The 25,540-nt window shown below is 67.9% G+C and carries 19 protein-coding genes; 12 read left to right on the top strand and 7 right to left on the bottom strand.

Annotated elements, in window-relative coordinates; genetic code table 11:
* Nucleotides 1–34: 34 nt before the first annotated feature.
* Entirely contained in the window at nucleotides 35–883 is an 849-nt protein-coding gene (locus ACT54L_RS17810) for a fumarylacetoacetate hydrolase family protein (RefSeq protein WP_476086979.1), read from the bottom strand.
* Nucleotides 884–1,289: 406 nt separating this feature from the next.
* Here ACT54L_RS17810 and ACT54L_RS17805 point away from each other — a divergent pair, with 406 nt between their 5' ends.
* The 4 genes from ACT54L_RS17805 to ACT54L_RS17790 all read left to right on the top strand — a co-directional run bounded on the left by ACT54L_RS17805 (nucleotide 1,290) and on the right by ACT54L_RS17790 (nucleotide 5,386).
* Complete coding sequence (locus tag ACT54L_RS17805) at nucleotides 1,290–2,096, top strand: UDP-2,3-diacylglucosamine diphosphatase (RefSeq protein WP_476086978.1); 807 nt, start codon at nucleotides 1,290–1,292, stop codon at nucleotides 2,094–2,096.
* Nucleotides 2,096–3,163, top strand: a complete 1,068-nt coding sequence (locus tag ACT54L_RS17800; protein WP_476086977.1) for a glycosyltransferase family 4 protein — start codon at nucleotides 2,096–2,098, stop codon at nucleotides 3,161–3,163. Before ACT54L_RS17805 ends, ACT54L_RS17800 begins: the two co-directional genes overlap by 1 nt.
* A complete protein-coding gene (locus ACT54L_RS17795) occupies nucleotides 3,160–4,146 on the top strand; it encodes a threonine ammonia-lyase (RefSeq protein ID WP_476086976.1) in 987 nt (328 codons plus the stop codon). Before ACT54L_RS17800 ends, ACT54L_RS17795 begins: the two co-directional genes overlap by 4 nt.
* Before the next feature lie 88 nt (nucleotides 4,147–4,234).
* On the top strand, nucleotides 4,235–5,386 hold the full coding sequence (locus ACT54L_RS17790; RefSeq protein WP_476086975.1) for an MFS transporter: 1,152 nt from the start codon (nucleotides 4,235–4,237) through the stop codon (nucleotides 5,384–5,386).
* Between the two features lie 3 nt (nucleotides 5,387–5,389).
* Here ACT54L_RS17790 and dgcA read toward each other — a convergent pair whose 3' ends face one another.
* Entirely contained in the window at nucleotides 5,390–6,367 is a 978-nt protein-coding gene (gene dgcA, locus ACT54L_RS17785) for an N-acetyl-D-Glu racemase DgcA (protein ID WP_476086974.1), read from the bottom strand.
* Nucleotides 6,368–6,511: 144 nt separating this feature from the next.
* On the opposite strand from dgcA, the gene ACT54L_RS17780 reads away from it, so the two are divergent.
* From ACT54L_RS17780 to ACT54L_RS17765, 4 genes are all read left to right on the top strand, one after another.
* Nucleotides 6,512–7,639 (top strand): MlaE family lipid ABC transporter permease subunit, encoded by a 1,128-nt coding sequence (locus tag ACT54L_RS17780; protein WP_476086973.1) that lies wholly within the window; start codon nucleotides 6,512–6,514, stop codon nucleotides 7,637–7,639.
* Between the two features lie 42 nt (nucleotides 7,640–7,681).
* Nucleotides 7,682–8,464 carry an ABC transporter ATP-binding protein gene (locus ACT54L_RS17775; RefSeq protein WP_476087012.1) on the top strand — a complete coding sequence of 261 codons (783 nt, stop codon included), beginning with the start codon at nucleotides 7,682–7,684 and terminating at the stop codon, nucleotides 8,462–8,464.
* Nucleotides 8,465–8,477: 13 nt separating this feature from the next.
* Nucleotides 8,478–9,398 (top strand): MlaD family protein, encoded by a 921-nt coding sequence (locus tag ACT54L_RS17770; RefSeq protein WP_476086972.1) that lies wholly within the window; start codon nucleotides 8,478–8,480, stop codon nucleotides 9,396–9,398.
* Nucleotides 9,399–9,460: 62 nt separating this feature from the next.
* Nucleotides 9,461–10,033 carry an ABC-type transport auxiliary lipoprotein family protein gene (locus ACT54L_RS17765; protein WP_476086971.1) on the top strand — a complete coding sequence of 191 codons (573 nt, stop codon included), beginning with the start codon at nucleotides 9,461–9,463 and terminating at the stop codon, nucleotides 10,031–10,033.
* Between the two features lie 164 nt (nucleotides 10,034–10,197).
* Here the strand turns inward: ACT54L_RS17765 and ACT54L_RS17760 are convergent, their stop codons facing one another.
* The 3 genes from ACT54L_RS17760 to ACT54L_RS17750 all read right to left on the bottom strand — a co-directional run bounded on the left by ACT54L_RS17760 (nucleotide 10,198) and on the right by ACT54L_RS17750 (nucleotide 19,081).
* The gene (locus tag ACT54L_RS17760) at nucleotides 10,198–11,217 is read right to left on the bottom strand and encodes an NAD(P)/FAD-dependent oxidoreductase (RefSeq protein ID WP_476086970.1); all 1,020 of its coding nucleotides are present in this window, start codon (nucleotides 11,215–11,217) and stop codon (nucleotides 10,198–10,200) included.
* Nucleotides 11,187–13,745: a hypothetical protein gene (locus ACT54L_RS17755; protein WP_476086969.1), complete on the bottom strand. Its 2,559-nt coding sequence runs from the start codon at nucleotides 13,743–13,745 to the stop codon at nucleotides 11,187–11,189. The genes ACT54L_RS17760 and ACT54L_RS17755 overlap by 31 nt, the downstream gene beginning before the upstream one ends.
* A 242-nt stretch (nucleotides 13,746–13,987) precedes the next feature.
* The gene (locus tag ACT54L_RS17750; RefSeq protein ID WP_476086968.1) at nucleotides 13,988–19,081 is read right to left on the bottom strand and encodes an apolipoprotein A-IV repeat region-like domain-containing protein; all 5,094 of its coding nucleotides are present in this window, start codon (nucleotides 19,079–19,081) and stop codon (nucleotides 13,988–13,990) included.
* Nucleotides 19,082–19,346: 265 nt separating this feature from the next.
* Between ACT54L_RS17750 and ACT54L_RS17745 the strand changes: the two genes are divergently transcribed.
* Both ACT54L_RS17745 and ACT54L_RS17740 read left to right on the top strand, forming a co-directional pair.
* The gene (locus ACT54L_RS17745; protein WP_476086967.1) at nucleotides 19,347–19,667 is read left to right on the top strand and encodes a 2Fe-2S iron-sulfur cluster-binding protein; all 321 of its coding nucleotides are present in this window, start codon (nucleotides 19,347–19,349) and stop codon (nucleotides 19,665–19,667) included.
* 134 nt (nucleotides 19,668–19,801) lie between these two features.
* On the top strand, nucleotides 19,802–20,962 hold the full coding sequence (locus ACT54L_RS17740; protein ID WP_476086966.1) for a glycosyltransferase family 2 protein: 1,161 nt from the start codon (nucleotides 19,802–19,804) through the stop codon (nucleotides 20,960–20,962).
* Here ACT54L_RS17740 and ACT54L_RS17735 read toward each other — a convergent pair.
* Nucleotides 20,916–22,343 (bottom strand): hypothetical protein, encoded by a 1,428-nt coding sequence (locus ACT54L_RS17735; RefSeq protein ID WP_476086965.1) that lies wholly within the window; start codon nucleotides 22,341–22,343, stop codon nucleotides 20,916–20,918. The genes ACT54L_RS17740 and ACT54L_RS17735 overlap by 47 nt on opposite strands.
* Nucleotides 22,344–22,448: 105 nt before the next feature.
* Between ACT54L_RS17735 and murI the strand changes: the two genes are divergently transcribed.
* Nucleotides 22,449–23,318 carry a glutamate racemase gene (murI, locus tag ACT54L_RS17730; RefSeq protein WP_476086964.1) on the top strand — a complete coding sequence of 290 codons (870 nt, stop codon included), beginning with the start codon at nucleotides 22,449–22,451 and terminating at the stop codon, nucleotides 23,316–23,318.
* Nucleotides 23,315–24,562 (top strand): lytic murein transglycosylase, encoded by a 1,248-nt coding sequence (locus ACT54L_RS17725; protein ID WP_476086963.1) that lies wholly within the window; start codon nucleotides 23,315–23,317, stop codon nucleotides 24,560–24,562. The genes murI and ACT54L_RS17725 overlap by 4 nt, the downstream gene beginning before the upstream one ends.
* 96 nt (nucleotides 24,563–24,658) lie before the next feature.
* On the opposite strand, the gene ACT54L_RS17720 is transcribed toward ACT54L_RS17725, so the two are convergent.
* On the bottom strand, nucleotides 24,659–25,450 hold the full coding sequence (locus tag ACT54L_RS17720) for an outer membrane protein (protein ID WP_476086962.1): 792 nt from the start codon (nucleotides 25,448–25,450) through the stop codon (nucleotides 24,659–24,661).
* Nucleotides 25,451–25,540: the final 90 nt, after the last annotated feature.

Genomic DNA, 25,540 nt, shown 5'->3' with positions numbered 1-25,540 from the left:
CGCGCCTCCCTCGTGAGGGAGGCGCGGTTCGCCCTCACAGCTGGAAGGGCACCACCTTCTGTTCCTGGACGCCCAGGCCCTCGATGCCGAGGCGCATCACATCGCCCGCCTTCAGGAAGCGCGGGGGCTTGAAGCCGAGGCCCACGCCGGGCGGCGTGCCGGTGGTGATGATGTCGCCGGGATCAAGCACCATGAACTGGCTGATATAGGAGACAAGGAACGGCACCGAAAAGATCATGGTCTTGGTGGAGCCGTTCTGCACCTTCTCGCCATTCACTTCCAACCACATGGCCAGGGACGTGGTGTCCGGCATCTCGTCGGCGGTGAGGAGGTAGGGGCCGACCGGGCCGAAGGTCTCCGCGCTCTTGCCCTTGGTCCACTGGCCGCCGCGCTCGATCTGGAAGGCGCGCTCGGAGACGTCATTGCAGATGGAATAGCCGGCCACGTGCTTCAGCGCGTCGGCCTCTTCCACATAACGGGCGCGGGCGCCAATGACGATCAGCAGTTCCACTTCCCAGTCGAGCTTGGTGGAGCCCTTGGGGATCATCACGTCGTCATTGGGGCCCACCATGGAATTGGGCGCCTTGTTGAAGAGCACCGGCTCGGCGGGGATGGGGTTGTTGGTCTCGGCCGCATGGTCGGCATAGTTCAGGCCGACCGCAACGAAATTGCCGGGACGGGCAACGCAGGCGCCCAGCCGCGCGCCTTCGGGGGCGAAGGGCAGGCTGGCGGGGTCCACCGCCTGGATGCGGGCGAGGCCCTCGGGGGTGAGCACGTCGCCGGCAATGTCCGGCACCACGCCGGACAGGTCCCGGATCTTGCCGGTTGAATCGATTAGACCAGGCTTTTCCTGGCCGACGGCGCCGAAGCGAACGAGCTTCATCTGGAGGGGCTCCCTAGAAAGAAGAAGAGGCGTCCGCCGTCCAAGCCGGTGGTCCGCCGGACGGGGGCCTCTCGCCGAGACCCGCGCGGGCCTTTGGTGTGGCCCGCCTTCCGTCCGGCGCGCAAGCTGGCCCGGCACGGGCATTTGGTCAATGGCCGGCGGACGAGACGCGCGCGGTGGGTCGGACGCTGCGCGGCGGCCCCGCCTCTTGCGGTGGCCGGCCCGGCGCGGGATGCTGCGCGCGAGAGGACTGAGTCGCGGCCGGGGCCTTGGCTCATCCCTTTGTCATGGTGCACTGCGGAAGTTGAATGACACCTTTCCGCACTTGCGTCATAAAAGGGATACACGACTCCGGCTAAGTCCGTCACAATGCTCTCAGGGAGCAATTTCCGCACGAGGCAAGATCGTGAGCGACACCCCTGAAGCCCGCCACTACCGCGCGCTTTTCATTTCCGATGTCCATCTCGGGACCAAGGGATGCCAGGCGGAGCTTCTGCTCGACTTCCTCAAGTACCATGATGCGGACCTGCTCTACCTTGTCGGCGACATCGTCGACGGCTGGCGGCTGCGTCAGGCCTGGTACTGGCCCCAGAAGCACAATGACGTCGTGCAGAAGCTGCTGCGCAAGGGCCGAAAGGGCGCGCGCATCCTCTATCTGCCCGGCAATCACGACGAATTCCTGCGTGATTATTACGGCACCCATTTCGGCGGCATCGAGGTGGTGGAACACACCATCCATGAGGCCGCCGACGGCAAGCGCTACCTCGTCATCCACGGCGACGTGTTCGACCTGGTGGTGCGCCATGCCAAGTGGCTCGCCTTCATGGGCGACTGGGCCTATACCTTTGCGCTGGGCGTCAACACCTATGTGAACCTGGTGCGCCGCAAGCTGGGGCTGACCTATTGGTCGCTCAGCCAGTGGGCCAAGCTGAAGGTCAAGAACGCCGTCAACTTCATCGGCAAGTTCGAGAAGGCGGTGGCTGACGAGGCCAAGCGCCACAAGGTGGACGGCGTCATCTGCGGCCACATCCACCATGCCGCCATCCATGACCGGTTCGGCGTGCGCTATGTCAATTGCGGCGACTGGGTCGAAAGCTGCACGGCGGTGGCCGAGCATGAAGACGGCCGGATGGAGATCATCCGCTGGACCAAGCCCTCCCTGGTGCCGGTGACCGAGCCGACCGATACGGCTGCGGCGCAAGCGGCGGCCTGATGCGCATCCTCGTCGCGACGGACGCCTGGCATCCTCAGATCAACGGGGTCGTGCGCTCCCTGGAGCACACCGCCAGCGAAGCCATTCATCTGGGCGCGCGCCTGGAGTTCCTCACCCCGCAGGAATTCCGCACCGTCCCGCTGCCCACCTATGACGAAATCCGCCTGTCGCTGGCCACCCCGCGCATGATTATGCGGCGGATCGAGGCGATGCAGCCCGACTTCGTGCATGTGGCCACCGAGGGTCCCATCGGCATCCTGGTGCGCCGGGCCTGCATCGCCACGCGCCGCACCTTCACCACCTCCTACCACACCAAGTTTCCCGAATATCTCTCCGCCCGCGCCCCGGTGCCGGAGCGCCTCACCTATGCCTGGCTGCGCAGCTTCCACAATGCGGGCGGCGGGGTGATGGTGGCCACCGCCACGCTGGAACGGGAACTGGAGGCGCGTGGCTTCAAGCGCCTCATGCGCTGGTCGCGCGGCGTCCACGCCGATCTCTTCCGCCCCCGCCCCGAAGTCGACCTGGGGCTGCCCAAGCCGGTCTTCCTGTTCGTCGGTCGGGTGTCGGTGGAAAAGAACATCGAGGCCTTCCTGAGCCTCGACCTGCCCGGCTCCAAGGCGGTGGTGGGCGGTGGCCCGGCGCTCGCCTCGCTGAAGGCGCGGTTCCCAGATGCCCATTTCTTCGGCCCCAAGGAGGGCGAGGACCTGGCCCGAATCTATTCCGGCAGCAATGTCTTCGTCTTCCCGAGCCGCACCGACACGTTCGGCATCGTGCTCCTGGAAGCGCTGGCGAGCGGCCTGCCGGTGGCGGCCTATCCGGTGACCGGCCCCATGGACGTGCTGGGCGAGGCCACCGAGCCGGTGGGGGTCCTGGACGAGGATTTGCGCACCGCCTGCCTCAAGGCGCTGGAGCTCTCGCCCCAGGCGGCGCGGGACTATGCGCTGCGCTATTCCTGGCGGGAATGCGCCAAGCAGTTCATCGACAATGTGCTGGTCGCCCATGATTTCGGGCCGGTGGCACGCAGGTTTCGCCTCCTGCGGCGAAACAGGCTAATTTCGGTGGCATGAACGCGATTCCTGCTCCTCCCGTCTTCGCCGATGTGGTCGCCGCCGCCGGACGCCTGAAGGGCGTCGCCGTGCGCACCCCCCTGGTTGCCTCCCCTGTCCTGTCGGACCTGGTGGGCGGCACCGTTTTCCTGAAGCCCGAGACGCTCCAGCGCACCGGCTCCTTCAAGTTTCGCGGCGCCTATAACCGCATGGTGCAGATCCCGCAGGAGCGCCGCGCGGCGGGGGTGGTGGCCTGTTCCTCCGGCAACCACGCGCAGGGTGTGGCAGCCGCCGCCAAGCTTTTGGGCATGCCGGCGGTGATCGTCATGCCCTCCGACGCGCCCACCATGAAGCGCGAGCGCACCATCGCGCTGGGCGCTGAGGTGGTGGACTATAATCGCGAGACCGACGACCGCGACGCCATTGCCGGCGCCATCGCCGCCGAGCGCAACGCCATCTTCGTGCCGCCCTATGACGATCCCCACATCATCGCCGGCCAGGGCACGGTGGGCCTTGAGATCGTCGAGGATCTGAAGGCGCTGGGCCTTGCGCCCGACATCGTCAGCGCCAATGCCTCGGGCGGCGGCTTGATGGCCGGCATCTCGCTGGCGGTGAAGGAGAGCTTCCCGAACGCCCGCGTGGTGGTGGCGGAGCCCGCTGGCTTCGACGACCACGCCCGCTCCTTCCGGGCCGGCAAGCGCGAGCGCAACGCCATTGTGGCCGGCTCCTTCTGCGATGCCCTGCTGGCCCCGACGCCCGGCGCCATCACTTTCGAGGTGACCCGTCGCCTGGTGGGCGAGGGCGTCAGTGCCACCGATGCGGAAGTGGCCCGCGCGGTGGCCTTTGCCTTCCGCGAGCTGAAGCTGGTGGTGGAGCCGGGTGGCGCGGTGGCGCTGACCGCGCTGCTGGAAGGCCGCCTGGATGCGGCCGGCAAGACGACCGTCATCGTCCTGTCCGGCGGCAATGTGGACGCGGCCACCTTCACCGCCTGCCTGTCCGCCTGAACCGGCGCACCTCGCCCGGCCTTCGCTCGCCATCCGCCCGTCCTCCGTCCGCCTGGAGGCGGTCCTTTCCGAGCCTGAGAAAGACCCCATGACCCTCGGCGCGGCCGCCCGCTTTCCTGTGCGCGCCGCCATGGGCCTCGCCTATGGGGCGCAATTCTTTGCGCTGGGCGTCTATTTGCCCTTCTTTCCCCTGTGGTTGGCGGCGCGGGGCCTCACCGCGGAGGACATCGGCCTCGTGGTGGCGGTGCCGCTGGCTACCCGCCTCGTCTCCACCCCCGTGCTCGGCGTCCTGTCGGACCGGCTGGGGCGCCCCAAGGCGCTTCTGGTCCTGCTGGCGGGCTTCACCGCGCTCACCATGTCGCTGCTCCTGCTGGCGCAGACGCGATGGGCCATCCTGGTGGTGCTCGGCGTTGCGGCGCTCGCCTGGAATCCCGGCTTTGCGCTGCTGGATGCCTATGCCACCCGGCAGGCGCGGGCGGGCCGCATCGATTATGGCCACAGCCGGCTGTGGGGATCGGTGGCCTTTGTCGCGGCCAATGTGGCGGGCGGGCTGGTGATCCAGCACATGGGGCCGGGCGCCGTGGTGGTGCTGATGGTGGCGGGCTTCCTGTCCTATGTGGCGGCCACCCTCTCGCTGCCCGAACTGGCGCGGCCGGAACCCAAGGCAGTGCCGGGGCTCGACTGGAAACAGGCGCGGTCCATCCTCGTGGTGGGCGCGCTGGCGGCGGCCCTGATCCAGGCCAGCCACGCCACCCTCTATGCCTTCTCCTCGCTGCATTGGTCCCGCAGCGGCCTGTCGCTCACGGCGGTGGGGCTGCTATGGTCCATCGGCGTGATTTCCGAGATCGTGGTCTTCCGCTTCGGCACCCGGCTGGTCCGCCGCGTGGGTCCGCTCGGCCTGCTGATGGCGGGCGCCGGCATCGCCGTCGTGCGGTTTACCGGGCTGGCGCTCGATCCGTCCCTGCCGGTGCTGGTCGCCCTTCAAGTGCTGCACGGGGGCACGTTCGGCGCCACCTATCTGGGCCAGGTGCAGCTCATCGCCCGCTATGCCCCCGAGCACCGCGCCGGCAGCGCGCAGTCGCTGGCCGCCTGGGTGGTCAACCTCACCATGTCGGCGGCCAGTCTGGTCAGCGGCCCTCTGTGGGCGATGCTGGGGCCGGGGGCCTTTGGGGTGTCCGCCGGCCTTGCGGCGCTGGGAGGCGTGCTGGCTTTGGTCGGCCTGCGGCGTGCGAGGGCCTGAGCCCTATCCCCACAGCGCCGCCTCCGGCGGATGGACGAGCGAGCCATCATAGCGAAGCGCAGGCGTGCGGTCCCGCGCCAGGAGGAGCGGGCCGTCCAGGTCCACCACCTGGGCGGTCTGGGCGGCGAGGAGGGCGGGCGCCATGGCCAGCGAGGTGGCCAGCATGCAGCCGACCATGACGGAAAAGCCCAGATCATGGGCAAGGCGCACCATGGCCAGGGCCTCGGTGAGCCCGCCGGTCTTGTCCAGCTTCACATTCACCGCGTCATAGCGGTCCTTCAGGGCGGGAAGGCCGGCACAATCATGGGCGCTCTCGTCGGCGCAGACCGGCACGGGGCGGACGACGCGCGCCAGCAGATCGTCGCGGCCGGCGGGCAGGGGCTGTTCCACCAGTTCGACGCCGAAGTGCGCGCAGGCGCCGAGGTTGCGCATCAGGTCCTCTTCCGCCCAGCCTTCATTGGCATCCACAATGAGGCGCGCCGCCGGGGCGGCGGCGCGGATGGCGGCGAGGCGTTCCAGATCCTCCGCGCCGCCCAGCTTCAGCTTGAGGAGCGGCCGCCCGCTGGCCCGCGCGGCTGCCGCCATGGCCTCGGGGGAATCGAGGCTGAGGGTGAATGCGGTCACGAGGGGTTGCGGCGCGGGGAGCCCGGCGAGGATGCTGGCCCTTTGCCCGGCGCGCTTGGCCTCCAGGTCCCAGAAGGCGCAGTCCAGGGCATTGCGGGCGGCCCCTGCGGGCAGTCGCTTTTGCAGTGCAGCACGGTCGAGGCCTGCTGAAATCTCCGGGCCGAGGGTGCGGACGAGGTCCGCCACCCCCTCCACGGTCTCGCCATAGCGGGCATAGGGCACGCATTCCCCAACCCCTTCATGGCGTCCGTCGGCGAGGCGGGCGACCACCACGACGGCTTCCCGTTTCGAGCCACGGGAAATGGTGAACGTGCCGGCAATGGGGTAGCGTTCTACGCTGACGTCGAGGCGTGTCATCGGGTAAGGGTGTGTACCTGCTGGAGAAAGGCGGGAGGCGGGGGAGGATGAAGGAAAAAAGTTACCTCGACGCACCCCGTCCGGCCGAGTATGAGCAAAGGGTGTAGCTTCCACAAGCAAGCGACTCGACGCGGAGAATCCCTTTTGGCGAACGCCTCGCTCCTTGATGTCAGCCAGGATGGCGATCAGCTGCGCGCGGCGGGGCGGGGAAGCTGGATCTCCGATACGGCCGGCGAGCTTGAGCAAGCGGTCAATGCCGCAACGCAGCGCTTCCCCCATCCCGGTCGCGTGACCATCGACCTGTCCGGCGTGGATCGCCTCGACACCTTCGGTGCGCTGCTGCTGGAGCGCCTGCGCCGCGCCTGGTCGCGCGACGGGGTGGAGCCAGCGGTCACCGGGCTGCAGCCGCGCTATGACGCGCTCATCCAGGAGATGAAGCGCACGGGCCGCGAGGCGCCGCCGCCCGCCCGCCGCATTCCGGGCGTGCTGGAACGGCTCGGCATGACAGTGGTGGAAGTGCTGAAGGACGCCCTGGCGCTCCTCAACTTCATCGGCGCCACCATCGCCGGCTTCCTGCGCATGCTGGCGCGCCCGCGCACCTTCCGCTTCACCTCCATGGTGAACCAGATGGACCGCGCAGGCTTCCGGGCGGTGCCCATCATCGTGCTCATCACTTTCCTGATCGGTGCGATTTTGGGGCAACAGGGGATTTTCCATTTCCGCCAGTTCGGCGCCGAAATCTATGTGGTGGACATGGTGGGCGTGCTCGTGCTGCGCGAGCTCGGCGTGCTGATCGTCTCCATCATGATTGCCGGCCGCTCGGGCAGCGCGTTCACCGCGGAGCTTGGCTCCATGCGCATGCGCGAGGAGGTGGACGCGCTGCGGGTCATGGGCTTCGACCCGGTGGAGATCCTGGTGGTGCCGCGCGTGCTGTCGCTGATCCTGGCGCTGCCGCTGCTGACGTTCGTCGGTTCCATGGCGGCCCTTCTGGGGGGCGGCCTGGTCTGCTGGGCCTATGGCGGCATCACGCCGGACGTGTTCATGGACCGGCTGAAGGATGCCATTTCCATCGACCATTTCCTGGTGGGCATCATCAAGGCGCCGTTCATGGCCGCTGTGATCGGCCTCGTCTCGTGCCTTGAGGGCCTGCGGGTGGGCGGCAGCGCGGAATCGCTCGGCCAGCACACCACCGCATCGGTGGTGAAGGCCATCTTCCTCGTCATCGTGATGGACGGCGTGTTCGCCATGTTCTTCGCGTCCATCAATATGTGAGGTGACATGGACGCGCCTGACCCCCATCCCCCCCAGGAAGGCATGCCGGCCGGGCCCGCTCCGGGCGAGCCGATCATCAGCGTGCGCGATCTGGTGGTGGGCTTCGGCGATCGCACCATCCTCAATCATCTCAGCCTCGACATCATGCGGGGCGAGATTCTTGGCTTCGTGGGCACCTCCGGCGGCGGCAAGTCCGTGCTGACCCGCACCATCCTCGGCCTTGTCCCCAAGCGTTCGGGGACGGTGGAGGTGTTCGGCCAGAATGTGGACGACCTGGACGAGAAGCAGCGCTCGGCCATGGAGCGGCGCTGGGGCGTCCTGTTTCAACAGGGCGCACTGTTCTCCTCGCTGACGGTGAAGCAGAACATCCAGTTCCCGCTGCGCGAGAATCTTAAGCTTTCCCAGAAGCTTATGGACGAGATCGCCTATACCAAGATCGAGATGGTCGGCCTCAAGCCGGATGTGGGCGAAAAGCTGCCATCCGAATTGTCCGGCGGTATGATTAAGCGCGCCGCGTTGGCACGCGCCCTGGTGCTCGACCCGGACATTATGTTCCTGGACGAGCCGACCTCCGGCCTCGACCCCATCGGCGCCGGGGATTTCGACGAGTTGATCCGCACCTTGCAGCAGACTTTGGGCCTGACCGTTTTCATGGTAACGCACGATCTGGACAGCCTGCACACCGTCTGCGATCGCATCGCGGCCCTGTACGACGGTAAGGTGATCGCACAGGGGACCATCGAGACGATGATGGCATCACAGCATCCCTGGCTTCAGTCTTATTTCCACGGGGTCCGCGCGCGGGCCGTCCGGTCGTCATGGTGAGGTGGGAATAGGCATGGAGACCAGGGCCAACTACACCATCATCGGCGCCTTCACGCTGCTCGTGCTCGGGGCCGCGTTCGGCTTCGTCTATTGGTTCGCGCGTCCCCAGGTGAGCGACGAGCGGGCCTTGTACGAGATCGTCTATAACGGCTCGGTGGCCGGCCTGCGGCAGGGCAACAACGTGCTGTTCAACGGCATTCCCATCGGCCAGGTGACCATGCTCGGCCTGGTGCCGGGCAAGCCCAATGAGGTGCTGGTGCGGGTGGGCGTGCGGCCGGACGTGCCGATTCTCTCCGATGCCCGCGCCGGCCTTGAGACGCAGGGCCTGACCGGCATCGTCGCGGTGTCGATCCGGGGCGGCGCCGCCGATTCCAAGCCGTTGCCCATCGGCCCCAACGGCTATCCCCGCATCGAGGCGGACGGCGGGGCGGGCATGGCCGGCCTCATCAATGCGGTGCAGGATGTGGCCGGCCGCGCCAACAAGATCCTGGAAGCGGTGGACCCGGACAAGATCGCCGCCATCGTCGCCAACATCGAGACCTTCTCCAAGGCCCTGTCCGATCATTCCGAGGACGTGGGGTCGCTGATGCAGCGCTCCAACGAGATTGCCGGGCAGGTGCAGGAATTGGCCAACAAGGCCGACGCCGTGCTGACCGATCTCAAGCGCGCGGCGGGCGATCCCGACGGCATGGTGAACCAGGTGTCCGAGGCGGCCGCCTCCGTGCGGCGCCTGGCCAATAATCTGGACACGCGCACCGAGCAGATCGCCACCCAGGTGGAGAAGTTCACCGGGCCGGGCCTGCGGCAGTTCGAGGCCCTGGCCATCGACGGGCGGCGCACCTTGTCCGACATCGAGCGGGTGTTCCGCAATTTCGAGCGCAGTCCGCGTCAGTTCATATTTGGCGGCAGCTCCGTGCCAGAATATAGGCGGTGAGGAGCATGTTCCGAGAGTCGAGGGTTGATACAGTGCCTGCATCCGCGAGCCTCTGGTCTGTCGTGCGCGCAGTGTCGGCCGCCCTGGCGGTGATGGGTCTTGCAGCCTGCGCGTCCAATCCCATTCCCACCTTCGACCTCTCGGCTCCGACCCAGTTCACCGCCAAGGGCGGCGGAAGCGGCCAGCTGGTGGTGGTCATGCCCACCGCGCTGGCGGCGCTCGATACCGAGAAGATGATGGTTGAGCCCGCGCCAGGGCAGATCACCTATCTGTCCGATGCCCAATGGGCCGACCGCCTGCCGCCCCTGTTGCAGGCCCGCACCATCCAGGCCTTCGAGAATGGCAGCCGTCTGGCCCGCGTGGCGCGTCCGGGCGACGGCGTGAGCGGCGATTATCAGCTCAACATGGACATCCGCACCTTCGGCGTGCGGGTGGAGCCGTCGGGGACCCAGGCCGTGGTGGAGATTTCCGCCAAGATCATCGGCAACCAGGCCGGGCGCATCCTGGCAGCGCGCATCTTCACCGCGCGCGTGCCAATCACCTCCGTGACCGGGCCGACGGTGGCGCAGGCGCTGGACGAGGCGTCCGACCAGGTGCTCATCGAACTGGTGCGCTGGGCCTCTGCGCGGTTCTGAGGCAAAAGGCTTGGTCGGCGCGACCGACCTTTTGGCGAGAAGAGGGCGGTTTGCATTCGCCTGCTCCTTGGCTTGTCCGTCTCAAAGCGACACCCAACGCTCTATTTCGGGGTGTTAGCGCATTTGCTTTCCACGATGCGGGTACCGCTTCGCTTGAGACGGCTCTAGCCGAAGCCGGGAAAGCCGAGGCTTTGATAGAAGGCTGTGAGCGCCCTGGCGCCGGCGAAGAAGCGCTCGCTCTGCCAAGTCGTGTAGGCCTCGGCAACCTCCACCCCCTCCCGCAAATGACGATGGGCCGCATGGCCGGCCATCATGCCCCCCATGATGGCCCGGAGGATCCCTTGAGCCGAGGCGGGGTCGAGGCGAGCCGCCGCGTCGCCCGCGATCAGCCAGCCCGGCCCGGCGCACCTGTTGGCGAGTCGCCACGTCACATCCGCCCCCCGGCTCGCGCCGAGCGCTGGGAGGGATGCGAGCTCGTCCGGCGGCTCCGCCATTCGGGCCGCATCGCGGTCGATGCGAAGTCGGGTCCATTGATAGACGCCTGGCCGAATGCGCGCGGACCACGTCCATCCCGCCTCGTCTGCGACCAAGGCGGGCGCCTCGTCGCGCGCGGGATACGCCCCGGTCCTGTAGCCGTAGTGAACCCGCAGGAGTGGAGAATGGCGCGTGGCGGGAAGGTGAAGCTTGCGGGTGAGCCAGCGCGCACTGCCACTGGCATCGATCACCATAGGGGCGAGGAGGGGGCCGCTGGCCGTCATGACGCCGGTCACCCGCGCGCCCTCCGTCAGCGGCTCCTGCACGCGGCAAGGCATGCGCAATGACACGCCCAGCGTGGCGGCGCGGGCGCGCAGCATCTGCTCGAATTCGGGGCGGCGAATCTGCCAACCTGACCAGGGGCCGGAGGCATCGCTCCCGAAGGCCTCGAATCTGGTCTGCGTGCGGAGGGTGATCCAGACGCCAGCATTGCGGGCGCCCGCCACCCGCGCCAAGCCGTCAGCCAGCCCCAGCTGACGGATGAGAGGCTCGATGCCCGGTTGCAGGGATTCCCCCGGCAGGCTTCGGTCCGGCTGATGTTCGCACAGGATGGTCGCAAGCCCGCGTTCGGCCGCGACGATGGCGGCGGCCGCCCCGGCGGGGCCGCCGCCGACCACGATCAGGTCGGCATCGTGGTGTCGAGCGTCCATTGGCCGCCATTCCGCTGGAGGAGGACGACCGCCTTGTTGGGATCACCGGCCGCGCGGGCGGTATAGGCGACCACCCGGTCCTTCACCAGGACGCGGGTCTCGCTGCGCGCTTTGTCCTGAGATTGGCCATTCGCGGTGAACAGGAAAAAACGGTACTCCCATTTCAGCGCGGGGTCCGCGCCGGCGGCCGCGATCGCGGCGCTGAGCTCCTCTTTGTCACGGGGCTCGACGGTGCGGAATGATTGCAGCGCCCACCGCGCTTTTTCCCGCAGGATCCCCCGGATCACGGAATCCACGGTCGAGTCCACCGGATGGATGCCGAGGGCCCAATAGACGGCCTCCATGGAGACCACGCGGGCAATGTATTCGTTGAAATCGATCCGCCCGGTCAGGGCTGCCGTCATGGTGCCTTGGAGGTCCAGATAGTCCACGTCGTAAATGTCGGCATAGACCACTTCCTCCTTGTCCATGCGCGGGCCGCGGACCCCGTCCCATGGCATGAAGGTCTGTGTGCCGGGCAAGGGCGCGATGCCGGTCTCGATATCGGTCAGGGGCGCGCTGGTGGGCCAGGAATAGGTGAAGCCGAGGGCGGCCGAGGCCTGCTTCTCGGGGGGGAAGCTGCGGGTGTTATCGGGCGCGACGCCGGGCCAGTAATTGCCCAGCGTGGCGCACAGCTTGATGTCTTCCAGGAAGGGCGTGCCGAGCCCGATCGCCTGCATATAGGGTTGGATCGCCGGCGGATCTCCCGCCGCCGGGTCATTGCCCTTGTCGAGATAGATGTAGCCCTGGCTCGTCTCCCAGCCTGGATCGAAGATGCCGGCGGCCGCATCCGGCAGGCCGATGCTCCGATCGGCGTTGGGGCCGTTCGCGTGCTGCACCGGCCCGCCAGCAGCGGACGGCTGTGCCACCAGGCAGGTCATGGTGGTGTCGTTGATGCTGAAGCCCGCGGCCAGCGTGACATCGGCAGCCATGCGCTGCTGCGACAGAGGCAAGGGCGGCAGCGCCCAGAGGGTCTTTTGCAGCGCCACCGGCATCTCGTCGAGCCACCAGCGGGTCAATTGGCGCTGGGAGACGCTGGGGAAGAAATCGGGCGGCGAGACAATCACGAAGGCGGGCTTTGAGGTCTTCACCACCTTCTCGATGGCGGGGCAGTGCACCTCGATCCAGCCGTTTCCCGCATAGTCGACATAATGAACCGCTGGATACTTGCCGTCATAGATGAGGCGCATCATGTCGGGCCGGCGATTGAGGCTCTCGATGCTCTCGCCCTGGTAGCGGTGGCGGATGTTCACGTATTCCGGCGCCGGCCGCTGGGCCTCGGGGGCCCGTCCCGACATGAAGGCCGGCTCGGTGTCCCCTCCCACCGGCAAGATCTGGAGCGAGGAGTAATACAGGCTGAGGGGCTTGGGGTAGTCCTTGTCGGAGGGTACCTCGAAGGTCACGGGTTTGCTGCTGCCCGGCAAGGTCGCCACTTCGGCCAGCTGCGGCCGCGGCCGCGGCACCAGGACGCCGGGACCGAAATCGGGATTGCTCGACAGCGCTCCGATCTCACCGTCGCGCAGGACGAACGGATACTGGTTGAGCTGCTCCTCGGTGAAGCGCGCGCCGGGCACGCCATTGAGGGTCAGGTAACGCTGGAACTGGCGCAACTTCTCATTCACCAGATGGCTGGTGAAGGTGACGGTCAGGTTGGTCCCCACAAGGCATTCCGGCCCGTCGAACAGCTTGTGGAGCGGCACCCAGAAATCGCGCTTGTCGTCCCCGGGCTGTGCGTCTTGGGGGCCGAAGCCGGCCCCGCTTCCACCGACCCGGGTCGCCAGGAAGGCGGCGAAGCGCTGCGGGACGGAGCGGAAGGCAAAGGGCCTGGCGGGATCGAGCGTGGAGAAGGCGCGTAGCGCGCCGTCATAGAGCGGCTCGGCGGTTCCGAGGTGGGCGACACCGGTGCGCGAGAAGCACAATTGCGCTGCCCGCCCGCCGACCGACTGCGAGACATTGCGATATTCCAGCGCATAGACGACGACGGCAAGCTCCTGGCCGCCCACGGAGCGGGCCTGCTGGATGATCTTTGCGAGGTCCGCTTCAGCGGCGGCGTAGATGTAGTTTTCCAGGACCGCGATCTCGGCAAGGGTTGGGAACCCTGCCAGAGGGGTCTTCCCGTCGGCGCCAGCCGCCACCGTGGGAGCGGCGAAGGCGTGGTAGAGGAGGCTCAGGTCCGGTTGACCGGGGGACACGCCTTTTGTGCCAGCCGCGTTGAAATCGCCGAAGCCCGGCTGATTGCGGTCGATGGCCGTGAGCGGCTTGGCCAACTGAGCGGCGAGATCCGGTGAGGTGATGTCCAGCTGTCCGCCCGTGACCTTGAGGAGCATCTCCCTCCAGCCGAGGGGGGCGAGGCGTCGGCAGGCGGCCCCCACCTGGGAAATCAAAGTCCCCTCGGCGGCATCGCCCGGCAAGCTGATGGCAGAATTGGCTAGAACCGCAGCGCCCAATACCGCTCCGGTCGACCGGAGAAAATCGCGTCGTGTCGTCATGGTGCGCCCCCGCACGTGCCATCGAAGAGATGGCTCCCTGGCGAAGGGAAGCACTTTCGCGCGACGCGATTCTACTAATTTTATATAAGAAAAACAACCTAAGATTGTGTGTTGATCGTGATTGTTGCAGGTGCCTGCCGCTCTTCTGACCCGCCGCGCCACGCCAGTCGGCAACGCCCGTGAAAAGAAAAGGGCGGGGTCTCCCCCGCCCGGAAAGTCTTGTATCGCTGGGTGTTATTGGGTCACTCGAACCGGCCTGCCGCGTGGGCGAGCATGGTATAGACCTTGCCCGTGTCCGAGGTCAGGTAGGTCTTGGTCAGGACCTGGGACTTGTCATCCTCCGCCACTTGCTCCAGCAGGCGGTCGAACTCTTCCAGGTAGCGATCCACGGTCTCCCGGAACTCGCCATCGGTGCGGTACTTGCGGCGCAGTTCCTCGAAGGCCGCCTGACCCTGCATGGTGTAGAGCCGGCGGGTGAAGACGTTGCGCTCGCCCCGCTTGTAACGCTCCCACAGGTCCACCGCCGCCTGATGGTCGATCATGCGGGCGATGTCCACCGACAGCGAGTCCAGGGACTCGATGGTGTGCTGCGGGGGACGGGCGCGGGTCGGCTGCGGCGCGGGGCGCTGCTGCTTCTCGCTCTCCGCCTCCGCGAGGTCGCCGGAGGCGCGGGCGAGCAGCTCGGAGAGCCAGCCGTCCTTGTTGGCGTCCGGCTCGACGGCGGCAGGCGCCGGACGGGCAGGGGCGGGCTCAGGGGCACGCTCGGCGACCGGGCGGATCGGGGCGGCCACCTTGCGGGGCTCCATGGACGCCACCTGGACCGGCGCCACCTGGGCAACCGGCTCTGGCCGGCGGACGGGGGCAGGGCGCTCCACGGTGCGCGCGGGCTCGCGGGAGACCATGCGACCGGCGGGAGCGGACACATCCATGGACTGGCCGTTGCGGGCGACGATCTCGTTGAGCTCGGCCAGCGCCTTGATCTGCTCGGCCACCGCGCGCCGCATGGTGGCGGCGCTGGCCTCGGTCTCGGCGGGCAGTTCCAGGATGCCCTTCTTCATTTCCTCGCGGGCCAGCTCGATGGCCTGCTGCACGTCGGTGGCGGCGCCCTTCAGCTCGCGGGCGACGTCGGTGAAGCGGCGGCCGGTTTCCTCGAACAGCCGGTTCACGTCGCCCAGCGCCTCGTCATAGGTGGTCTTGAGCGAGGCGGTGAGCAGGGTGCGCTCGGTCTCGGTGGCGTTGCGCGCCACTTCCAGCTGGGTCTCCATGGCCTTGACCGTGGAGGCGGCGGAGCCGGACACGGTGTCGGCGATCTCGCTGGCCTGGCTGCGGGCCTGGCTGAGCGAGGTTTCCAGGGAGGTGTGGAGGGCGCGCAGGCGCTTGTCCATCTCGGCGATGCGGGCGGTGAGCGTGCCGGACAGCTGCTCGATGGCCTCCTTGCGGCTGGACAAGGTGGCATCCACGTGGGCGTGGGTGTCGGCCAGCGCCTTGGAGGCATCCAGCACCGCGCTGCTCTGCGCCTCGAAGCGCTGGGTCAGGGCGGCCATCTCGGTGAGGGTGCCGTCGGTCAGGCCGCGCAGGGCAGAGACCTGGGTGCCCAGCTCGCCCACCGCGCCGGTGGCCGCGCCGTCGAGGCTGGTGACGCTGTCCTGGATCGCGCGCACCTGGGTGGCATAGCGCTCCTCGAACTGGGAGAGCGAGCCCACCACATGGGTGACCGTGTCCTGGAAGGTGGTGTTGGCGGCGTCGAGGCGCGTGACGATGGCGTCCACATCGCCCTTCAGCGCGCCGGAGGTGGCGGCGATGTCGGCCGCCGCCTTCTGGCTGGCTTCTTCGATCGCCGCCAGGAAGACGCCGTTCTTGCCTTCGATCAGGTCGGCAAACTCGGTCATGCGGGTGCCGAGGGTCTGCGACACGCCGTCGACGCGCTCCGTGAGGGTGGTCCCGACGGTGTCCGCCATGCGGGTGAGGCTTGCCTCGGCCTCGGCGGCATCCTTCTTGATGCGGCCAGAGACGCCCGCCAGCTTGGTGCCGAGGGTCTCGGTGAGGGCATTGCCGCGCGCCTCCAGGGCGGTGGCGACACCTTCAAGGCGACCGGTGACGATCTCCTCGATCCGGGCGACCCGGCTGTCGAGCATGGAGGCGACTTCCTGCGCCCGCCCGCCGATGCTGCGGCCGACAAACTCGGCGCGCTCGGAGAGCACTTCGCCGATGGCGCGGGTGCGCACCGAGAAGAACTCGTCGAGGGTCGCCACCGAGCGCTCCAGGGCCTCGGTGGTGGACTGGGCGCCATTGGACAGCACTTCCCCGATTTCCGCGGAGCGCACGGCCAGGTTCTCGGTGAGCGACTGGGCGCGGCTGTCGATGGCCTGCTCCACCCGCGAGATGCGGTCTTCCAGCGTGGCGGCGATGAGCTCGGCCGTCACGTTGAGGCCGTCGGTGAGGCCACGGGTGCGCTGGTCGATGGTGGTCTCGAAGCCGCCGATGCGCTGGTCCAGGGTCAGGGCGACACTTTCGGTGGCCGCCGAGAGGCCCTCGGTGAGCGTGCGGGTCTTCTCGTCGAGGGTGTGCTCGATGCGGTTGAGGCTGCCGTCGAGGCTTGCAGCGATGGCGTCCGCGGAGGCGGCGAGGCCGTCCGCGAGGGTGGAGGTGCGGGTTTCGAGCGTCTCATTGAGACGGTCGATGCCGGTCTCCACCGCGCTGGCGAGCGCCTGGGCCGAGGTGGCCAGGCCGCTGTTCAGCCGCGCCGTGCGTGCCTCAAGGCTTTCCTCAATCTGGGCGATACGGGTGTCGAGCACCGAGGCGATGGCGTCGCTGGAGCCCGCCAGGCCCTGCTCAAGGGCTGCGGCGCGGCGGCCCAGCGTCTCCTCGAAGCGGCCGAGGCTGCCTTCGACGGTGGCGGCGATGGCATCCGCGCTGTCGGCCAGGCCCTGGGTGAGCGACGTGGTGCGCGCGCCGATCTCCCGCTCGAAGGCGCCGAGATTGTCGTCCAGCGTGCTGGAGATGGTCTGGGTGGTGGCGGTGAGGCCCTCGGTGAGGCGCAGCGTCTTCTGCTCGAGCGTCTCCTCGAAGGTGCTCAGGCGGTCATCCAGGGTGGTGGCCAGGGCCTCGGTGGTGGAGGCGAGGCTTGCGGTGAGGGCCTGGGTGCGCCGGCCGATGGTCTGCTCGAACTGGCCAAGGCGGCTGTCGAGCGTCGTGGCCAGCGTGCCGGTGGCGCCGGCAAGGCTCTCGGTGAGCGAACGGCCGCGGGTGTCGAGGGTGTCCTCCAACTGGCCGAACTGCTCTTCCAGGGTCTGGCGCACGGCACCGGTGGCCGTGGACAGGTTGTCGGTGAGGGCCTGGGCACGTTCCTCGAAGGTCTGCTCGAAGCGATCCAGGCGGCTCTCCACGCTGGAGGACACGGCCCTCGTGGCGGCGTCGAGGCGCTCGTCCAGGCCGGTGACGGTGGACGAGAGGGTCTCGGTGAGCACGGTGACCTGCTCGGCCAGCCCGTCCACCAGCGCCGGGGCGTTGGTGCGCAAGGTGGTGTCGAAGGTGCGCACGCCTTCCTGCACGGCCTGCGCCATCAGCAGGGTGTCCTGGCCGATGCGGTCGGCCAGCTCGCCGCCATGCACGGTGATGGTCTCTTCCAGCGCCTGGAGGCGGCTGGTGAGCATCTCGCGGATGGCCTCGCCCTTGGTGGTGACGGAGGAGACGAGGGCGTCGGCGGTTTCGGCGAAGGCGTCGGTGACCCGTGCGCCACGCTCGCCGATGGCGTCGGTCACGTCCGCGCCGATGGCGCCCAGGCGCTCGGTCATGTCGTTGCCGGCAGCGGTGAGGGCGTCGGCGATCTCGTCGCCCTTCTGGACCAGCGAGGTGGCCACCTGGACGCCGGAGCGCTCCAGGGCCTCGGTGATGCGTTCGCCGGTCTCGGCCAGACGCTCCTGGAGGGTGTCACCATGGATGGCCACGGCATCATGGATGCGGTTGCCGGCGATTTCGATGCGGTCGGCGAGGTCGCCGCCGTGCAGGGTGATGGTCTCGGCGACGCGGGTGCCGGTTTCCTCGATCTTGCGCACCAGGTCGCCGCCGCGGCTGGAGAATTCCATCACCACGTTCTCGCCGGTGGCACGGAACACGCTGTTCACCTCGTCGGCGCGCAGGGCGATGTCCTCGGTGATGCGGGCGGCGTTGGTGTCCAGGGCCTCGGCGATGGTGGCGCGGGTGTCTTCCAGGCCGGTGCGCACCTCATCGCTCCAGCGGGACACGAGGATGGAGACTTCCGTGCTGGACGACAGCAGGCTGGCGCTCACCTCTTCCGAGCGCACCTTCAGCGTGTCGGCCAGCTTGTCGCCGGACACGGCCAGCTCCTCGCTGAGGGCGGCGGCGGTGGCCTGGAGGCGATCGATGAGGTCGTTGCCCTTGGCGTTGAAGGTGTCGATGACGGTCTCGCCGACGCGGGCGAGGGCTTCGCTCATCTCCTGGCCCTTCTGGCCGAACATGTCGTTCACGCGCTCGACGGCGGCCACCACATTGCCCTGCACGCGGTCGGCGGCGTCGCGCACCTCGTTGGAGAGCAGCGTCTCGGCATCCATGATGCCTTCGCGCAGGCGCTCGGTGTGGATGAGGATGTTCTGGCGCTCGGCCTGCAGCTCGCCGATCAGGTTGCGGATGCGGACTTCATTGTCCTCATAGGCGCGTTCGAGAATGGAGACCTCGTTGCGCACGACGGTCTCCAGCTCGGCGGCGCGGGAGATGGCGCGGTCCAGGCCTTCGCCCATGGCGGCCACTTCCCGGCGCACGGCCTGGCCCACCGACACCACGGCATCGGTGCCGAGATTCTCCGGCTGGGCGAGGCGCAGCGCCACCTCGGTCATGGAGCGGGCGACCATCTGCAGGTCCCGCGAGCGGCGCACCATGGCCGCCAGGCCGAAGAAGGCGATGGGCGGAACGATAATGCCGGCGATGATGGTCAGGAGCGCGGGCGAGGCCATGAGGGCGTCGACGCCGCTGAGGCCGGCGAAGGCCGCCTTGTGGGTGGCCACCGCGTAGGAGACGCCGAAGCCCACCCAGAGGGCGGAGATGGCCAGTGCCCACCAGTAAGGCGCGGGAGAGGAGCGGCGCTGCAGCTGCGCCAGCAGCTGGCCCACCGTCTGGCGGTCGTCATTGGCGGCCCGGCGATCCCCCACGTCCACGCGGGGCCGCCGGCCGGCCGGCCGACCCTCGCGCTGGGGCGCGGCGGCCGGTGCGCGGGGCTCCGCCTGGGGAGCCTCGGGCTGATCCACCTGAAGGGTCAGAGCCTCCTGGATCGCCGAGAGAGCGGCCTCCGTGGGATCCTGGATCTTCTTCGGGTTCTTCATGGTCGCCGTCGCCTTTATCGCCCACGCCACGTGCAGTGGAGCCGGCCCGTCTTGGAATTGGTGTGTACCGTGACCCGCCCCGACGCAGGGGAAACGTCGGTTAAGGTGGCATTTACCTTACCCGATCTTAACTTTTTCCCGTTGCTTATGGGAACTGCTGCCAAGCGGGCTTCTCAGTTTATCGTTAACGTCGAACCGGCGGCCTCTGGCCTCGCTGCCGCAATGCAGCTATAGCGGCCGTGAAGTGGGACGGAATCCAAGCCAAATGCCTCGCGTCACGTTCATTGCCTTCGACGGCAGCTCGCGCACGGTGGAGGCGCCCGAAGGCGCCACCGCCATGGAAGCGGCCGTCCGCAACCAGGTTCCCGGCATCGATGCGGAATGCGGGGGCGCCTGTGCCTGTGCCACGTGCCATGTCTATGTGGACGAAGCATGGCAGGCCGTGACCGGCGAGCCCGCGCCCATGGAGGAGGACATGCTGGACTTCGCGTCCGACGTGCGTCCCACCTCCCGGCTCTCCTGCCAGATCGTGCTGTCGGCGAAGCTCGACGGGCTGGTTCTGCGCACGCCGGAGCGTCAAGGTTAGGCTGCATCAGGAGGCGGGAGGCCCTTGGGGCGTCTCCTGCCGGTGCCGGGCGGCGGGCGGGGGCGCGCCACTCTTTGGGGGCTGTTGCGCGGGGAGTGTCCTCTCGCGCGGCCGATGCGGGTTGGAGGGCGTTCGTGTCTGACCAGGTTGAGCTGACCATCCTCATGCCGTGCCTCAATGAGGCAGAGACCCTGGCCGTGTGCGTGGAGAAGGCTCAGGCCTATCTCAAGCGCTCCGGCGTGGTCGGCGAGGTATTGATTGCCGATAACGGCTCCACCGACGGCTCACAGGCCATCGCGACGGCGGGCGGTGCGCGCGTGGTGCCGGTGGCCGAGCGCGGCTATGGCGCGGCGCTCAAGGGCGGCATCGCGGCGGCGCGCGGCCGCTATATCATCATGGGCGATGCCGATGATTCCTATGATTTCTCAAACCTCGACGCGTTCGTAACGCGCCTGCGGGCGGGCGCCGACATCGTCATGGGCAACCGCTTCCAGGGCGGCATCGCCCCGGGCGCCATGCCCTTCCTGCACAAATATCTGGGCAATCCCGTCCTTTCGTTTCTCGGGCGGCTGTTCTTCCGCATCAAGGTGGGCGACTTCCATTGCGGCCTGCGCGGCTTCAACACCGAGGTGGTCCGCCGGTTGCGGCTGGAGACCTCGGGCATGGAGTTCGCCAGCGAGATGGTGGTGCGCGCCTCCCTCGCCGGGCTCGACATTCAGGAAGTGCCCACCACGCTCAAGAAGGACGGCCGCTCCCGTCCCCCGCACCTGAAGACCTGGCGCGATGGCTGGCGGCACCTGCGTTTCCTCCTGGTCTATTCGCCGCGCTTTCTCTTCTTCTTTCCGGGCCTTGCCCTCATCGCCCTCGGCCTCATCGGCATGGTCGCGCTGTTCCCCGGGCCGCTGCATCTGGGCGCCCGCCTCAAGCTCGACATTCACACCTATCTGGTGGCGGCCATGACGCTGCTGGTGGGTGTCCAGGCTCTGTCCTTCTCGGTGGTGGCGCGGCGCTACGGCGCCTTGATGGGCTTCCTGCCGGCCTCCGACAACCTGGAGCGGGTGCTGCACGCGTTCAGCCTGGAGCGGGTGCTGCGGGCCGCGCTGGTGCTCGCCCTCGTGGGTCTGGCCTTCACGGTCTGGGCCTTTGCCAGCTGGGCGGGCACGGGCTTCGGCGACCTGCAATATGGTCGTGTGATGCGCGTTCTCATCCTGGGCCTGACGGGGCTGGCCAGCGCGATCCAGCTGGCTTTCACGGCCTTTCTGGCGAGCGTCGTCGAGATGCCGCTGAAGCGCTGAACCCGGCGATGGCCAGGGCCGGGATGGCCAGCCACGCCACCCGGGCCTGGTAGCGGTTCACCGGATTGGACAGGATGCCGCACACGGCGGCATTCACCACAAGAATGGCGAACACGCTGAAGCACAGAAGGGCGGCCTGCGGCCGCCCCTTGGCCAAGCTCCGGATTCCCGCGAGCACGAGCAGGGCGGTGCCCGCCAGGGCGAGCGGCACGTGGATCTTGTTGATGGGCGCGAAGTCCAGTCCGGGCCAGGCTTGTTGGCGCGAGCGCTGCATGGCGGGCGCCGCGGATGGCACCATGTCGGAAATGGCTTCCGTGCTGTCGGTCAGATAATTGTAGAGGCTGTCGCCGGTCTGCACCGTCACCATCTGCCGCGCGAAGGCGCGCAGGGCGAGGCCGAGATTGTCCATCGGGAAGGTGGTGAGGGCGCCGATGACGGCGTCGCGCATGGGTATGATGCCCTTGTCCATGCCGCCGAGCGCGACGAACACGTCGTTATTGTCCCACAGGAAGTCGTCGGCGGTGCTGGGCATCTCATCCCGGTAGTAGCACAGGGGCTGCCGGGGATCGGGGCAGTGCTCCAGCAGGTAACGGTCGATCATGCCGTCTTCCAGGAGCCGGCCGAAGACAAAGGCCATGGCGCCCGGCACCGGCACGAAGCGGCCCGCCAGCATCAGGTTGAGGGTGGGGGCGAGGAGGAGGCCGGCCAGCAGCGCCAGGGCGGCGGCCCGGGCCCGCAGGCTCGCCCGCAAAGGCGCCCACAGGCGACCTGCAAGCAAAGCCAGCGCGAACAGGACCAGGAGGCTCGCCATCACCGAGCCATGGGCCCCGCCGGCAAAGACCATGGTGGCCGCAAGCACGGTGGCTTCCGGCCAGGCCAGCGCCCGGCTCTTGAACATCAGGAGATAAAGGGCGAGCGGGGCCAATGCCGCGAAGATGTCCGGCATCAGTTCGCCGGCCACGAAGGGCAGGGCGGTCAGGCCCGACAGGATGGCGCAGGTGGCCAGATAGGCGAGGGGGCGCCCCCCCAACCCCTGGACGCGAAAGAGGAGGGCCAGCATCCACGCCGTCAGGGCACATTGCAGCGCCACCACCGGCCAGAAGGCCGGCCAGCGGCCCGCCGCCAGCAGCAGGCCATAGGTCATGGACCGGCCTGGCACGATGGCGTGATGGATGCCCGCCTCCAGATAGCCGCCGGTGTCCCAGAACAGGAAGGGGAAGCCGTTCCACAGCGCGGGGGCGGCGAACAGGAGCGCTGCGGTGCCGATGGTCATGACGGCAGGAAACGGCAGCCGACGCAAAAGCGGCCGGTTGCCCAGCAGGGCACGGCCGAAGGCCGGGGCGGGGGAAAGGGGCTGGGGGGCCACGGCTGTCGTCGCCATGGAAGGGGCGGCATCAGAGATGCCCGGTTCCGCGCCGGCTTGTGTGCTCATTCTTCCTTTACCCAACCCTCGACACAATATTGCCGGGCCCGCTGAGGATATACCATGGGCAATAGCATCGTTTCGGTTGGAAACCTGACGCCTGTGCCGACCCCCAGCCTCGCCACGCCCTCCATCCTGGTCTTCGATTCGGGCCTCGGCGGCCTGTCCGTGTTCCGTGAAGTGGCGCGGCTGCGGCCCGACGCGTGCTTTGCCTATGCGGCGGATGATGCCGGTTTTCCCTATGGCAGCCTCGGCGAGGGCGCGTTGGTCTCCCGTGTGACCGAGGTGGTGGACGCGCTGGTGGACGAAGTGCGGCCGGATCTGGTGGTGGTGGCGTGCAACACCGCTTCCACCCTGGCCCTTCCCGCGCTCCGGGCCCGTCACGCGCTTCCCTTTGTGGGCACGGTGCCGGCCATCAAGCCGGCCTGTGCGCTCTCCAAGACCAAGCAGATCAGCGTGCTCGCCACGCCCGGAACGGTGCGGCGCGACTATACGGCGGCCCTGGTCCGGGAATTTGCCGCCGCGTGCGCGGTCAGCCTCGTGCCCAGCGAGAACCTGGCGGGCCTTGTGGAATCCATTCTCCATGGCATCCCCGTGGAGGACGACGATCTCTTGGCCGAAATCGCCCCCTGCTTCGTCGAGGGCGAGAATGGCCGCACCGACACGGTGGTGCTGGCCTGCACCCATTATCCCCTGATCGCGGACCGCCTTGCCAAGGTGGCGCCCTGGCCGGTCACCTGGGTGGACCCGGCCCCGGCCATCGCCCGCCGCGTCATGTCCCTGGTGGGCGAAGCCGATGACGACGGCGAACGCCATCCCGTGCGGCTGCTGTCCACTGGCACCCCCCTCGACGCCGCGGCCATCGCCGCTCTCATCGGCCGGCCCGTCAGCCCGGCGGAATTGCTCCCCCAACGACTTGCGGAGGCTTCTTGACCCATCGGCAGGCTTTCAATCGGCGAATGGTCCTGGCGGGCCTTGGCGGGCTCGCGCTTGGTGCCGCGGTGCCCACGGGATCGTTCGCGCAGACTGCGGCGCAGCCTTTCAAAGTGTGGGTCGAAAAGTTTCGCGCCCGGGCGCGGGACCGAGGCATCAGCGACGAGGTCTATACGCGGGTCTTTGCTCAGGTGACCCCCGACACCAGCGTCTATGCCGCCGACAAGGCACAGCCGGAATTCCAGGAAGAGGTCTGGCAATATCTCAATCGCCGCGTCTCCGACTGGCGCATCTCCACCGGCCAGCAGAAGGCACGCGAATATGCAGCGCTGTTCGGCCGCATCGAGGAGACGTTCGGCGTCGACCGGCGGATCATGCTTGGCTATTGGGGCATGGAATCAGCCTTCGGGCAGGTGGTGGAAAACCCCCGCCACATGAAGCCGGTGTTCAATTCCCTCTCCGCCCTCGCCTGGGGCGAGCCGCGGCGGCGCAAATATTGGGAGACCGAGCTTCTCAACGCCCTGGTCATCGTCCAGCGCGGCTGGGGCACGCCGCAGGAAATGGTGGGCTCCTGGGCCGGGGCCATGGGCCACACCCAGTGGATGCCCGAGGTCTGGCTCAATATGGGCGTGGACTTCGACGGCAATGGCCGCATCTCGCCCTTCGGCAAGCCGGACGATGCCCTGGCGGGAACCGCCAATTACATTCTCAAGCGCGGCAAGTACCGGCCCGGCGAGCCTTGGGGGTTCGAGGCGCGTGTGCCGGCCACCTTCAATGCGGATCTCGCCGACAACAAGACCTGGCGGCCCTTGTCCGCCTGGGCGGGACAAGGCGTGACCCTGGTGGATGGCCGGTCCATCTCCGCTTATGATGAACAGGCGCGCATGTGGCTGCCGGGTGGCCCCGGCGGTCCGGCCTTGCTTCTCCTGCACAATTTCTATGCCGTGCGCTCCTATAATCCCTCCTCCTCCTATGCCCTGGCGGTGTGCCATCTGGGCGACCGGATCATGGGGGAGGGGCCCTTCGTGACGCCCTGGCCGGGCGGCGAGCGGGCGTTGACGCTGGCGGAATTGCAGGAAATCCAGACCCGGCTGACGGCCCGTGGCTTCCCCACCGGCGGTACGGACGGCCGCGTGGGCACGGACACCATGCGGGCGGTCCGGGCTTTCCAGGAGCAGGCGGGCATCACCCCCGCCGACGGCTATCCGGGCGTGAAGGTCCTGGACGCCCTGCGCGGCCGGTAAGGCACGGGCCGCTCTGATCTGCACCAATCCGGCTGGGCGATCCTGTGCGTCAGGAGCGGGCACGCCAGCTATGGGGCGCCGCCGGCCGGGTTGTCTTCAGAACTTGTAGGCGAGGCCCCCGCGCACCACGCTGAAATTGAAATCGGCCGTGCCGGTCATGACGAAATTTGTGTCGACAAGGGGCTTGGTGGCAAGCAGCGGCAAGGCGAAGCTGGCGCTGTCCAGCGACACATAGAGATATTCGGCCCGGACCACCCAATGGCTGTCGAGGCGGTATTCCCCGCCGCCGCCAACCGTCCAGCCCCACTGGACGCCCTCGTCGCGACCCCGCCAATTGTATCCGTTGCCCCCGGCATAATAGCCGGCGACGGTCTTGCCATAGGCCAAGCCGCCGGTGGCATAGACGAGGGCCCTGTCGAAGGCCCAGCCGAGGCGGCCGCGCACCGTGCCGAACCAGTTACCGCCGGTGCCGTAGACGCGGGTTAGCGTCACCGACGGATCGGCCAGCGACGGCTCGATGGAGTAGGATTTGTTGTTGCGGTTGGCATAGTTCATGTCGGTCTCAAGGCCGACCACCACCTGGTTGAACTGCCAATTGTATCCGCCATACAGGCCGGCGGAAAAAATCGTCCCGGCGCCGCCGAGCGGCACTTCATACTGAAGCTTCCGCTGCACCGGCTGGTAGACCAGGAAGTCGCCGCCCAGCACGGGCTGGACACTGGAGCCGTCAATCAACGCCCCCGCCGCGGCGCCCAGATAAAAGCCCTGCCAGGAATTGACCTCCACCGGCACAGGGGCCGGCGCCACCGCCTTGACCGCCAAATCGGCCGCAAAAGAGGACGTGCCCGCCCCCAGAAGGGCGAGCAGACCTACGCACCACGTCTTCATCTTGCCCCCCGCAGAGCTCTCTATCCCCGAGGGATCTTCGCGCAGATCGGCGAGCATTCGTCAAGGTGCATCAAGGAAAAGCAGAACCCA

This window comes from Aquabacter sp. DMC10, assembly GCF_056314145.1.
Note: the sequence above shows the minus strand (reverse complement) of the source record. Positions and strands in the feature narration are given on the sequence as shown.